At 72.4% G+C, this 13,268-nt stretch carries 9 protein-coding genes; 2 read left to right on the forward strand and 7 right to left on the reverse strand.

Translation table 11 applies throughout. The features are described 5' to 3' along the window. The coding region (locus JFN87_RS27410) for an HsdM family class I SAM-dependent methyltransferase (RefSeq protein ID WP_209344191.1) at positions 1–1,066 on the reverse strand (1,066 nt) is incomplete at its 3' end. A 180-nt stretch (positions 1,067–1,246) separates the two neighbouring features. Between JFN87_RS27410 and JFN87_RS27415 the strand changes: the two genes are divergently transcribed. Next, positions 1,247–2,176, forward strand: a complete 930-nt coding sequence (locus JFN87_RS27415; RefSeq protein WP_209344193.1) for a DUF4190 domain-containing protein — start codon at positions 1,247–1,249, stop codon at positions 2,174–2,176. 263 nt (positions 2,177–2,439) lie between these two features. After that, on the forward strand, positions 2,440–2,961 hold the full coding sequence (locus JFN87_RS27420) for a hypothetical protein (RefSeq protein WP_209344207.1): 522 nt from the start codon (positions 2,440–2,442) through the stop codon (positions 2,959–2,961). A 208-nt stretch (positions 2,962–3,169) separates the two neighbouring features. On the opposite strand, the gene JFN87_RS27425 is transcribed toward JFN87_RS27420, so the two are convergent. From JFN87_RS27425 to JFN87_RS27450, 6 genes are all read right to left on the reverse strand, one after another. After that, complete coding sequence (locus JFN87_RS27425; protein ID WP_209344195.1) at positions 3,170–3,598, reverse strand: hypothetical protein; 429 nt, start codon at positions 3,596–3,598, stop codon at positions 3,170–3,172. A gap of 116 nt (positions 3,599–3,714) precedes the next feature. Next, the gene (locus JFN87_RS27430; protein ID WP_209344197.1) at positions 3,715–4,557 is read right to left on the reverse strand and encodes an HNH endonuclease family protein; all 843 of its coding nucleotides are present in this window, start codon (positions 4,555–4,557) and stop codon (positions 3,715–3,717) included. Positions 4,558–4,661: 104 nt separating this feature from the next. Continuing rightward, complete coding sequence (gene mfd, locus JFN87_RS27435) at positions 4,662–8,246, reverse strand: transcription-repair coupling factor (protein WP_209344199.1); 3,585 nt, start codon at positions 8,244–8,246, stop codon at positions 4,662–4,664. Positions 8,247–8,526: 280 nt separating this feature from the next. Continuing rightward, the gene (locus tag JFN87_RS27440; RefSeq protein WP_209344201.1) at positions 8,527–11,109 is read right to left on the reverse strand and encodes an ABC transporter permease; all 2,583 of its coding nucleotides are present in this window, start codon (positions 11,107–11,109) and stop codon (positions 8,527–8,529) included. After that, positions 11,106–11,894 carry an ABC transporter ATP-binding protein gene (locus JFN87_RS27445; protein ID WP_209344203.1) on the reverse strand — a complete coding sequence of 263 codons (789 nt, stop codon included), beginning with the start codon at positions 11,892–11,894 and terminating at the stop codon, positions 11,106–11,108. Before JFN87_RS27445 ends, JFN87_RS27440 begins: the two co-directional genes overlap by 4 nt. Positions 11,895–12,277: 383 nt before the next feature. Further along, positions 12,278–13,268 (reverse strand): SUKH-4 family immunity protein (locus tag JFN87_RS27450; RefSeq protein ID WP_209344205.1); only part of this gene is annotated, 991 nt, incomplete at its 5' end.

Consider the following 13,268-nt stretch of genomic DNA (forward strand, 5'->3'; position numbering starts at 1 on the left):
GCAGGGCGCCCCTGCGCAGCAGGTCGGCCCGCACGCGGCGGCCCGAGCGGCGGGACGCGGCGGCGGGCGGCATGAGCAGCACGGCGGTGCCGCCGGGACGCAGCCTGGCCAGCGCGTGCTGGACCCACGCGAGCTCCGACTCGGTGCGCGCGGGGAAGCCGTACTCCCAGCGCGGGTCGTAGGCCAGCTCGTCGTGGCCCCAGTTGCGCTCGTTGAACGGCGGGTGGCAGAGCACGGCGTCGGCGGCGAGGCGCGGGAAGGCGTCGGCGCGCAGCGTGTCGCCCGCCGCGACGGCGATGTGCGCGGTGCCTGGGTCGGTGCACAGCACGAGGCGCAGCGCGGTCAGCGCGGCGAGTTCGGGCGCGGACTCCTGCGCGTAGAGGGCGCCGGAGCGCTCCACGGCGCAGAGCAGGGAGCCGGTGCCGGATGCCGGGTCGAGGACGGTGGCGTTCTCGTCGCAGACGCCGGCGAGCGCGCTCATGAGGCCCGCGGTGTCGGGCGGTGTGAGCGTGTACTGCCGTGGGTTGGCGTCGAGGTAGCGGCCGAGCAGGAACTCGAAGGCGCGCGGGGCGCCGAGTTCGCCCGCCAGATCGGCCGCGCCGCGCAACAGGCCCACTGACGGCAGGAGTTGGCCGGCGGACGCCACGGGCACCGCGGGGTGTGCGTGGTCGGCGGACAGCCGCGGGGCGAGCACCTCGTCCAGCGCGGCGGGCAGGCGCCGCGCGAGCTCCCCGTCGCCGCGCCCGGCGAGCCGGCGCCACTCGGCGGGGGCCTCACGCACCAGAGCGAGCACGCAGCCCACTCGGACGAGGGCGGCGGCCGCGCCCGCCGGATCGCCGGCCAGCTCCTGCCACACGCGCTCGCGCAGCGGCACCTCGGCGAGCTTGCCCTGGGCGCGCAGCCAGTCCTCGACGTCGCGGAGCGCGAACGAGGGGCTGGTCTCGGTGCCGCCGACGGGCTGCGGGAAGTCGGCGTGCCTGCGCCGCCAGTTGCTGACGGCGGCGCGTCCCACTCCGGCGAGTCTGGCGATCCCGGCGGCCGTGACCTCAGTCGCGTTCTCCGGCACGGGCTGCCTCCCCTGACGAGTCCGATGTCGGGCAGAGCATACAGGCGAACGTCGTAAGCATGGCATTCACAGACGAAAACCGACCACGCATGGATTTGCATGTTGACTCGGTTCACAGGCTCTGCTGTCATTGACCCACCGCTACACGGGGCGTCACCGTCCCAGGAGGAGGGGGGACCCATGTCTCAGTACACGCAAGGCCCGCAGGACCCGCAGGGCCCGTACGGGCAGTACGCGCCGGGCCCGCACACGGCACCGTCAGCGCCGCCGGTGCAGCCGCACCCACACGCACAGGCACCGGCACAGGCACAGGCGCGGAACGGTCTCGGCATCGCGGCGCTGATCCTCGGCCTCGTGGGCGCGATCAGCGGCATCATCCCGCTGCTGTTCTGGCTGGCCGGGGTCCTCGGCCTGATCGCGCTCGTCCTCGGCCTCGCGGGGCGCGGCAGGGCCAAGCGCGGAGGCGCGACGAACAAGGGCGTGGCCACCGCGGGCGCCGTGCTCGGCCTCGTCGCGATGATCGTCGCCGTCATCGGCGCGGTCATCACGTTCCGCGCCGTGGGCGACGCGGTCGACAGCATCGACAAGGCCGCGTCCGGGAGTTCGGCGTCTGCGAGCCCGGCCCCCGGCCACTCCGGCACGTCGAAGGGCGCCGCGGGCAAGGCGGGTGCCGCGTCCAAGGACCGGACGAAGGACAAGCCGAAGGACAAGGCCAAGGACAAGGCGCTGGCGCCCGGCGACACCGCCGTGTACGACGACGACCTGAACGTCACGGTCGGCGAGCCGCAGGCCTACTCCCCCGGCCCGTACGCGGCCGGGCACAAGGTCGGCAACCACGCCTACAAGGTGACGGTCACGATCACCAACAAGGGCAGCAAGAAGTACGACGCCACGCTCGCCACCGTGGCCGCGCGGGCGGGCGCCGACGGCCGCGAGGCCACGGAGATCTACGACGACACCTCGGGCCAGGGCTTCACCGGGCAGGTGCTGCCGGGCAAGAAGGCCACCCAGGTCTTCGCCTTCGACGCCCCGGCGGACGCGAAGGCGCTGACGGTCCAGGTCACGCCCGGCTGGTCCTACAACGAGACGCAGTGGGACCTGCCGTTCTGACGTGCCCCGCCCCGCGCGTCCGGGACGGTGACTCCGGTGGGGCCGCGGAGGGGGCGGCCCCACCGGTCATGCGCGTACGGGCCGGGCGCACGCCGGCGGGCACGTACCGCCGCCCGCGCCGCCCTTTCGGGCGAAGCCGGCCCGCGTCGCGCGTCCCCCGGCCACGGCGCCGTTAGAGTCCGGAGCCTCCGGAGCCTCCGGCAAGTAACCGAGGCCGCCACCGACGCCACCCACACCGACGCCACCCCACCGAGGAGACCCCGATGCCAGCACGGTTGTCAGCGTGGTCGTCGGTCCCGTTGTCCGTGCGGGTGCCGGCGGCCGCGGCCGCGCTCCTCGCGGCGGCCGCGCTCGCGGGTTGTTCCGCGGGCCCCGCGCCGCACACCCGGGACGACGCGAAGCCCCCGGCCACGCGGACACCGACCGCCACGCCGGTCACGTCGTCCGCACCAGTCACGTCGTCCGCGCCGGTCACGTCGTCCGCGCCGGTCACGTCGTCCGCCGCGCGCGCCCGGGACGGCCGCGACTACCGCGCCTGCGCGGACGGCGAGTGCCAGATCCTGGTGGACGCCCCGGCGGACGTCCCGGTGCGCCACCGCACCCTGCACGTGTCCGTCACCGGCACGACCGTCCTGCTGAGCGAGGCGCACGGCGGCTCGCGGACGACCATGTCGATGGGCGGACCCGGCGGCCACAGCGTGATGCGGACGGACGGCGAGACGGTCGACGTGACGGTGGACCGCGTCGCCGACGGCGCGGCCGTCCTGGACATCACCTCACCGTGACGGCCCGGCGCGAGACGTCCCTCAGGACATCCGCCGCTCGAAGGCCCGCGCCGCCCTGCGGCGCCGCGGATCGAACGCGTCGACCGCGCCCGCTCCCTCGTTGCCCGGCGCCTTCTTTTACCCGCGGATCTTGCGGGCGACGCCCTTGAGTCGCGGGTGGCCCGGCTTGAGCGCGATCTCGAAGTGCGACTCCTTCGGCGCCGTGAAGTCACCGCCCCACGCGACGGCACCCGCGCCGAACCAAAAGGACGGCTATGGCGGCCACCGCGACGACGGCACAGCTCACCATGGCCGGATTGACCCAGGCGGGGACCAGGTCGTACTGCGCGTTGCACTTGTCGTGCAGCGGAAAGAGGCCCCTGGCCTGCTGTTCGTGCGCGGCCCGGTAGGCATCGTCGTAGCGCTGGTGGTGACGCAGGACGCACTCCTCCCGGGTATCGAGGCCCTCGCTGAGCACGCCCCAGATCCACGACGCGAGGCCCGCGAAGAGCGCGACGGAGCACAGGCGCGTCCACCACATCGGACGCCGCCACGCCCCGCTGCGCACACCACGCGCCATGCGGTAGAGGCACACCAGGTTCCACACGAGCCACACGCAGAGCACGGCGGTGGTGGAAAGGGCTCCGGCTGCTTTCATCCCGACGTTCTACCAGTCACCTCCGCGCGGCACCCGAGCGTGCCGCCGCGAGTTACTTGTCGTGATTCGCCCGGTAGACGGCGGCCTTGCGCTCACGCGTCAAGCGCGACGCGCCCTCAGCCGCCGCACTGCTTGAGCATCATGGACTTGTCCGCCGACGTCACCGGCAGACGGTACTTGAGCGACACCTGCGCGAAGCGCACCGCGTACGAGCAGCGGATCGCCTTGTTCGGCGGGAGCCACGACGCGGGGCCCGAATCGCTCTTCGAGCCGTTGGACGGCCCGTCGACGGGGATGAGGTTCAGCGGGTCGTTGGCGATCTGCTCGCGCTTGTCCTTCGTCCAGTGAGCGGCGCCCATCTGCCAGTCGTACGACAGCGGCATGACGTGGTCGATCTGCACGGCCGTCGCCTTGGTCTTGCGCCAGTGGATCGTCTTGGCCGTGTACGGGTCGTTGAGCGTCATCGACGTCACCACGCAGTCGGACCCCGACCGGTACCGCACGTCATGGCCGTCGCGTTTCAGCACGTCGTCGCGGGTGTCGCAGCCGTTGTGCGCGTCCGGTACGCCGTTCGCCGAGTCCATCCAGGCGTAGCCGAACTCGTCGCGGTCGTAGCCCGTCTTCGGGCCGCGGCCCTTGGTGGTGACCTGGGATATCACGCGGCGGCCCATCGCGAGGTCGGCGGCCGACGTGAGGGGTGCGAGGCCCGGCTTCGTGCCGTCGGGGTTGGCGATCGGACTGACGCCGAAGTCGCCTCCGTCGCCGGCCGATCCGCCGTCACCGTCCGATCCACCGGCGCCGCCCGTCGGTGCCGTGGCGCCGGACGGCGGGGGCGACGGTGTGCCCGAGGCGCCGCCGCCCGCCAGGTCGGCCCTGCATCCGCCGATCAGCAGCGTCGCCGCCGCCACCGCGACGGCCGGTACCGCTCGCCGCACGCGCACGTTCTGTCGTGGCGCCATCGCCCCGCCCCTCCCACGTCGCCCACTCCGCCCGGCCCTACGGGTATCTGCTACCCGCCCGGGCATGGGCGACCGCACGCGAACACCAGCGCGGTCGTTCCACCTTACGAGCCCAGGATCGTCGCCAGGAACTCGCCCGTCCAGGAGAGCAGTTCGCGGCCCACCACCGGCTTGCCGCCGATCTTGCCGGTCGTCGGGCGCGGCACCAGGATCTGCTTCGCGGGTGCCTTGATGACGGTGCGCGGGTGCAGCCGCTTGAGGCGCAGCTCCTGCGACTCGCGCAACTCCACGGGGGCGAAGCGGATGTTGCTGCCCTGGAGCACGATCTCGCCCACGCCGCAGGCGCGCGCCAGCATCCGCAGCCCGGCGACGAGCAGGAGGTTCTCCACCGGCTCGGGCAACTTGCCGTAGCGGTCGGCCAGTTCCTCGCGCACTGCCTTGATGTCCTCCTCCGAGGACGCCGAGGCGATCGCCCGGTACGCCTGAAGGCGCAGCCGCTCGCCGGGCGCGTAGTCGTGCGGGACGTGCGCGTCGACGGGCAGCTCGATCTTGACCTCGATCGGCGGCTCCTCCTGCACACCTCCGTCCACGGCCGCACGGTAGTCGGCGACGGCCTCGCCGACCATCCGCACGTACAGGTCGAAGCCGACGCCCGCGATGTGTCCCGACTGCTCGCCGCCGAGCAGGTTGCCCGCGCCGCGGATCTCCAGGTCCTTCATCGCGACGTACATGCCCGCGCCCATCTCGGTGTGCTGTGCGATCGTCGCGAGGCGTTCGTGCGCGGTCTCCGTGAGCGGCTTCTCCGGCGGGTAGAGGAAATACGCGTACCCGCGCTCGCGGCTGCGGCCCACGCGGCCGCGCAGCTGGTGGAGTTGGGAGAGGCCGAAGTTGTCGCCGCGCTCCACGATCAGGGTGTTCGCGTTGGCGATGTCGATGCCGGACTCGACGATCGTCGTGGAGACCAGCACGTCGAACTTCTTCTCCCAGAAGTCCACCACGACCTTCTCCAGGGCCTGTTCCGACATCTGGCCGTGTGCCGTCGCAATGCGCGCCTCGGGCACGATCTCGCGGAGTTTGGCCGCCGCGCGGTCGATCGACTCGACGCGGTTGTGGATGTAGAACACCTGGCCCTCGCGCAGCAGTTCGCGCCGGATCGCCGCGCCGATCTGCTTGTTCTCGTACGGGCCGACGAACGTCAGGACGGGGTGGCGCTCCTCGGGCGGTGTGGTGATCGTCGACATCTCGCGGATGCCGGTGACGGCCATCTCCAGGGTGCGCGGGATCGGCGTCGCGGACATCGTCAGCACGTCCACGTTGGCGCGCAGCTTCTTCAGCTGCTCCTTGTGCTCGACGCCGAAGCGCTGCTCCTCGTCGACGATGACGAGCCCGAGGTCCTTGAACTTCGTCTCCGACGAGAACAGCCGGTGCGTGCCGATGACGATGTCGACGGCGCCCTCGCGCAGCCCTTGCAGGGTCGCCTTCGCCTCCGTGTCGGACTGGAAGCGCGACAGCGCCTTCACGGACACGGGGAACTGCCCGTAGCGCTCGCTGAACGTCGCGAAGTGCTGCTGCACCAGCAGCGTCGTGGGGACGAGGACGGCGACCTGCTTGCCGTCCTGGACGGCCTTGAACGCGGCGCGCACCGCGATCTCCGTCTTGCCGTAGCCGACGTCGCCGCAGATCAGCCGGTCCATCGGGACCGTCTTCTCCATGTCGTCCTTGACCTCGGCGATGGTGGAGAGCTGGTCGGGCGTCTCGACGTAGGGGAAGGCGTCCTCCAGCTCGCGCTGCCAGGGCGTGTCGGTGCCGAAGGCGTGTCCCGGGGCCGCCATGCGCGCCGAGTACAGCTTGATCAGGTCGGCGGCGATCTCCTTGACGGCCTTCTTGGCACGCGCCTTGGTCTTCGTCCAGTCGGCGCCGCCGAGCCTGTGCAGCGTCGGGGCCTCGCCGCCGACGTACTTGGTGACCTGTTCGAGCTGGTCGGTGGGGATGTAGAGCCGGTCGCCGGGCTGGCCGCGCTTGGCGGGTGCGTACTCCACGAGCAGGTACTCGCGGGTGGCGCCCTGCACGGTGCGCTGGACCATCTCCACGTAGCGGCCCACGCCGTGCTGCTCGTGGACGATGTAGTCGCCGGCCTCAAGCGTCAGCGGGTCGATGGTCTTGCGGCGGCGCGTCGGCATCCGGGCGCCGTCCTTGCCGGCGGCCTTCTGCCCCGACAGGTCGGTCTCGGTGAGGACGGCGAGCCGCAGCGCCGGGTCGACGAGCCCGTTGTCGATCGAGCCGCAGGCCACGTGCACGACGGACGGGGCGATCTCGGTGAGCCCGCCCTGCTCGGGGGTGTCGAGGCGGGCGGCGATGCCCTCGCCGCGCAGCACCTCGACCGTGCGGGACGCGGTGCCGTGGCCCTCGGTGACGTAGACGGTGCGCCAGCCGTCGGCGATCCATCCCTTGGTGTCGGCGAGTGCGCGCGCCGTGTCGCCGCGGTACGTCTCGGGCGCGTGCATGCCGAGGGTGAGGGTGTCGTCGCCGTCGTCGGCGCCGTCGCCCGCGTCCAGGGAGAACGGGGAGACGGACCACCACATCATGCCGATCTCGCGTGCCCGCTCGCGGACGTCGGCGACGGACCACAGGGAGGCCGCGCCGACGTCGATGGGCGCGGCCGTCCCCGCCGGACCCTCGTCCTCGGCGCCGGCCGCCATCGCGGTGGCGGCCCAGGACGCCTGGAGGAACTCCTGGCTGGTGGCGACGAGGTCCGCGGCCCTGGTGCGCACGCGCTCCGGGTCGCACACCACGGTCATGGCGCCGGTCGGCATCACGTCGAGCAGCAGCTCCATGTCGTCGACGAGGACGGGCGCGAGCGACTCCATGCCCTCGACGGCGATGCCCTCGGCGATCTTGCCGAGCAGCTCGCCCAGCTCGGGGTGGTCCTCGGCGAGGGCGGCGGCCCGCTCCCGCACCTGCGCGGTCAGCAGCAGCTCACGGCACGGCGGCGCCCACAGGCCGTGCTCGGCGACTTCCAGGGACCGCTGGTCGGCGATCTTGAAGTAGCGGATCTCCTCGACGTCGTCGCCCCAGAACTCCACCCGCAAGGGGTGCTCCTCGGTGGGCGGGAAGACGTCGAGGATCCCGCCGCGCACGGCGAACTCGCCGCGCTTCTCGACCAGTTCGACGCGCGAGTACGCGGCGGCCGCGAGCGCCTCCGTCACGTCCCCCAGGTCGGCGCTCTGCCCGGTGCGCAGCGCCACGGGCTCCAGGTCGCCGAGCCCCTTGACCTGCGGCTGCAGCACGGAGCGTACGGGCGCGACCACGATGGACACGGGCCCGGTGGCCGGGTCGTCCTGCGCGGGGTGCGCGAGCCGCCGCAGCACGGCGAGGCGGCGGCCCACGGTGTCGGAGCGCGGCGAGAGCCGCTCGTGCGGCAGCGTCTCCCACGACGGGTACTCCACGACGGTGTGCTCGTCGACGAGCGACCTGAGCGCGGCGGCCAGGTCCTCCGCCTCGCGCCCGGTGGCCGTCACGGCCAGCACGGGCCGCTTCGCGTCGCGCGCGAGCGCGGCCACGGCGAAGGGGCGCGCGGCGGGCGGCCCGACGAGGTCGACGTGGTGGCGGTTCCCGTCGGCGGCGGCCTTGACCGCTTCCACGAGCGCCGCGTCGCGACCAACGGCGTCCAGCAGACCGTGCAGGCTCATGAAAACTTCCGTCCGGCAGGCAACACGAAGGACCCGACACGTGTCACGGGCCGGGGGTTCCAGGGTACGACGACGGCGCACGCGTCCGCCCCCGGCCGGTCGCCTGGTGGCGTCCGGGCCGGGGGCGGGCGCCCCTCCGTGGTCCCCACGGCGCCGCCGCTGGTCGGGCGGCGGCGCTCCCCCGGGGTGGGCTGTACGGTGCTGGGCCGCTCGGTGACGGGCTGCCCGGTGCTGGGCTGCCCGGTAATGGGCTGCTCGGTAATGGCTGCCCGGTGACGGGCTACTCGGTGGCGATCGCGTTCAGGACGTTCATGCGTCCGGCGCGGAACGCCGGGAACAGGGCCGCGAGCAGGCCGACGAACGCCGACGCCACGAAGACGCCCGCGATCGTGGGCCACGGGATGGACAGCACGTCGAGTCCCTCCAGCGCCAGCAGCTTCTGGGCGGCCGTGCCCCAGCCCATCCCCAGGCCCAGGCCGACCGCCGCGCCGAACAGGGCGATCACCACCGACTCGAGTCGGATCATGCGGCGCAGCTGGCGCCGGGAGAGGCCGATGGCGCGCATCAGGCCGATCTCGCGCGTCCGCTCCACCACCGACAGTGCCAGCGTGTTCACCACGCCGAGCACCGCGACGACGATCGCCAGCGCCAGCAGCCCGTACACGAGGTTCAGCAGCTGCCCGATCTGGTCGCGCAGCGTCTTCTTGTAGTCCGTCTGGTCACGCACCGTGTACTGCGGGTACGGCTTGAGGGAGTGCTTGAGCGCCGTGTACGCCTGCTTCTCCTTGCCGTCCTTGGCCGCCGCGAACATGATCATGTTCCCGGGCATCCGGTCCGCCGGCACGTACCTGCGCGCCGTCGTGATGTTCGTGTACATCACGCCCGAGTCGATGACGCCGTCGTCGGAGGTGACCGCCGCGACCCTCAGGTGCGCCGTACGGCCGCCGGCGAACGCGACGGTCAGCGTGTCGCCGGCCTTCACGTGCGCGGCCTTCGCGTACTTCTCCCCCACCGACATCGCGTTCTTGCCGTAGGCGGCGTCCAGCGACCCCTGCTTCGTGTCGCGCCGCAGGTCGGACGCGTACGACGGGTCGGCGGCGACCAGCGGCGCGTGCTTCTTCACCGTGCCGCCGGGCGCGATGACGGTCGCGTCCATCGACTTGTACCGCGTGACGTGGTCCAGGTACGGCGCCTTCTCCAGCGCCGCCTGCGCCTGCGGCACGATCGGCTGCCCCGTGTCCGACTGGACGATGAAGTCGGCGCCGACCGACCTGTCGAGCTGGTCCGTCGCCGAGGCGACCATCGAGGAGCCCACCACGGACAGGCACGCCACCAGCGCGAGCCCGATCATCAGCGCCGCGCCGGTCGCCCCCGTGCGCCGCGGGTTGCGCAGCGCGTTGCGCTCCGCCATCCGCCCGACGGGGCCGAACACCCGCAGCACCACCGCGCTCAGCAGCCGCACCACCACGCCCGCGAGCAGCGGGCCGATCACCACGAACCCGATGAGCGTCGCCACGATGCCCAGGCCGAGGAACGGGGACGCCGCACCGGCACCGTCCGCTTGCGTCGACGCGTACAGCGCCAGGCCGCCCACCAGTGTGAGGACGAGACCGATGGCGCCGCGCACCCGGCCGGCGCGCCCGTCCGCAGGGGTGCCGGCGTCGCGCAGCGCCGCCATCGGCGAGATGCGCCCGCCGCGCCGCGCGGGGATCCAGGCGGCCACGACCGTCACCACGATGCCGAGCACCAGGCCCACCACCGGCGTGCGCCACGTCACGGTGAGGTCCTGCGTCGACAGGTCCATGCCCGCCGCGCCCATCACCTTCATCAGCACCACCGCGAGGCCGACGCCCGCCGCGACCCCCGCCACGGAACCCACCACACCGAGCAGCACGGCCTCCGTCAGCACCGACCTGTTGATCTGCTTGCGGCTCGAACCGAGCGCACGCATCAGCCCGATCTCGCGGGTGCGCTGGGCGACCAGCATCGAGAACGTGTTGACGATCAGGAAGATGCCGACGAGGAACGCGATCCCGGCGAAGCCGAGCATCGCGTACTTGATCACGTCGAGGAAGGAGCCGATGTCCTTCTTGTTCGCGTCGGCCGCCTCCTTCTGCGTCTGGATCTTGTACGTGCCCGAGCCGGCGAGCGCCTTCGCGACGTCGCGCTTGAGTGCCGCGTCGCTGACGCCCTTGGCGGCAGTCACGTTGATGCTGGTGAACCGGTCGGTGGAGCCGAGGAGTTCACGCTGCGCGCTGCGGGTGTCGAACGTGACGATGGCCGCGCCCGGATTCGTCACCTTGAACGTCGCGATGCCGGAGATCCGCGCGGAGAAGTCACCGCCGGCCGTGATGGTGCGCAGTGTGTCGCCGATGGCCAGGTGGTGCTTCTTCGCGGTGTCCGCGTCGACCATCACCTGGCCGCTGCGTGTGGGCCGGTGGCCCGACGTCACCTTCATCGAACGGGCGTCGGTGGAGGTCCAGTTGCCGGCGATCGTCGGCGCACCGCTCGCCGCGCCGACGTTCTTGTCGTGGCCGTCGACGACGGTGACGCTCTGGCTGGACACACCGCCCTCGGCCGACGCCACACCGTGCACCGCGCCGACCCGTTCGAGTACCGACGCGGGCAGCGAGTCCGGCTTGCCGGTCTCCGGCTTCGACTCGCCCGCCGGCGCGTCCTTCGGGCCGACCGTCACATCGGACGCCGTCACCGCGAAGATCTTGTCGAACGTGGTGTTCATCGTGTCGGTGAACACGAGCGTGCCCGACACGAACGCCACAGACAGCAGCACGGCGACCGCCGAGAGCGCCATCCGCCCCTTGTGCGCGAGGAAGTTGCGCAGCGACGTCTTCAGGATCGTCACGACGTACGCCCCCGCGCCTCGAAGTGCTTCATGCGGTCGAGCACCGACTCAGCGGTCGGCCGGAACATCTCGTCGACGATCCTGCCGTCCGCGAGGTACAGCACGCGGTCCGCGTACGAGGCGGCGACCGGGTCGTGGGTCACCATCACGATGGTCTGGCCCAGCTCGTCGACCGACGTGCGCAGGAAGCCCAGCACCTCGGCGCCCGCCCGCGAGTCCAGGTTGCCCGTGGGCTCGTCACCGAAGATGATCTCCGGCCGGGCGGCCAGCGCACGCGCCACGGCGACGCGCTGCTGCTGCCCGCCGGACAGCTGCGTCGGCCGGTGCTTCAGCCGGTCCGCGAGACCCACCGTCTCCACGACCCGCCGCAGCCACGCCTCGTCGGGCTTGCGGCCCGCGATGTCCATCGGCAGTGTGATGTTCTCGATCGCGTTCAGCGTCGGCAGCAGGTTGAACGCCTGGAAGATGAACCCGATGCGGTCCCTGCGCAACTGCGTGAGGCGCTTGTCCTTGAGCCGGGTGATCTCCGTGTCGTCGAGGTGGATCTCCCCCGACGTCACCGTGTCGAGCCCCGCGAGGCAGTGCATCAGCGTCGACTTGCCGGACCCGGAAGGGCCCATGATCGCCGTGAACTGCCCGCGGGCGATGTCCACGTCCACATGATCGAGCGCGACGACGCGGGTCTCGCCCGCCCCGTACGCCTTGACGACGCCCCGCGCCCGCGCCGCGACCGCCGTACGCCCTCCCGTACCCCCGCGCCTGGGTGTGCTCACAGCCGTAGCCACGGTATGTCTCCTATGTCAGTGGTCTTCCGCCGGTCCAAGTCTTCAGCGCCCAGGGGGTCCTGCGCGCTGGTGCGCAGCGCAGTGTTCTCCCTCGGGTTTCCCCCACCCCACTGCTGCGGCCTGCGGGCCCCCTGGACCCGAGCGGTAAAGACCACGTTAGGAGCGCCGCCCCACCGCCACGTCCTCCGGCGGGACGAACGAACCCTGGGCAGGAGTGAGGAGAGCCCCCTAGGGGCCGTCCACCCCCGGGTTGAGCCCTGGGGTGGAGAACGACGGAAGACATGCAGGCGGGCGGCCGAAGGCCGATGGCCGCCGGACACACCGCCGCCCCGGCCCCCGCCGTCGAAGCGACGGGGGCCGGGGCGGACCGGACAGAAAGCGGCCTAGAGCAGGCCGTCCCACATCTGTTCGAGCAGCACCGACCACCAGCTCTCCGGCGACGACAGCGCCGCCGGGTCGAGCGCGGCCAACTGCGCCTGGAAGTCGACCGTCCAGCGCCCCGCCTGCTCGGGCGTCAGCCCGAACCGCAGCCGCCACATCCGGCCGAGCATCGCCATGCACCGCACGAACTGCGGCAGCCCCGAGTTCACGAACTGCGGCGACGCGGGCGCCCCACCGGGCCCCGCCTCCACCGGCACGGCCATGATGTGCGCCGTGCCGTACTGCACACACAGCGACCGGCCGAAGTCCGTGCCCACCACCAGGTACGACGACGCGTCGGGCGCCGCCTGCACCTGCCGCTGCGCCGCGATCTCCGCGAGCGTCGGGATCACCGGCTGCGCCGGCTGCGCCCAGAAGAACGGCCCGAAGTCGGCGGGCAGCCCCGCCCACACCAGCGTCTGCGCGACGATCTCCGGCACGCCCTGCCGGGAGACGGCGTTCTGGTCGTAACGGCAGATGCCCTGCGGGCCGAACGCGCCGAGCATCTCCTGCTGGATCGCCTCGGGCGGCACCGGCGGCGCGGGCGGCACCGGCGGCAGCGGGGCGCGCACCGGCGCGGGCCGCGCGGGCCCGTCCGCGACCTGGTGCAACTCGCCCTGGTGCGTCAGCAGATGCCGCATGCCCTGCTGCCGGCTCGCGTGGTCCTGCCCGTACGGGGCGACGCTCGTGATCCGCACCTGCGGCCACATCTCGCGGATCATCCGCGCGCAGTAGCCGCCGGGCAGCTCGCAGGACTCCAACTCGGTGTGCAGTTCGAGCACTTGCTGCGGCGGCACGTTCATGGCGCGCAGCTCGTGCAGCAACTGCCACTCCGGGTGCGGAGTCCCGGGCGCGGAACGGCGGATGAGGCGCGCCTCGGAGCCGTCGGGGGCACGGTAGCGCAGCACGGCCTGGTAGCCGGGGCCCACGGTCGGCACGCCGGGCGGCGTCTGC

This window comes from Streptomyces montanisoli (assembly GCF_017813245.1).
Taxonomy (GTDB): Bacteria; Actinomycetota; Actinomycetes; order Streptomycetales; family Streptomycetaceae; genus Streptomyces; species Streptomyces montanisoli.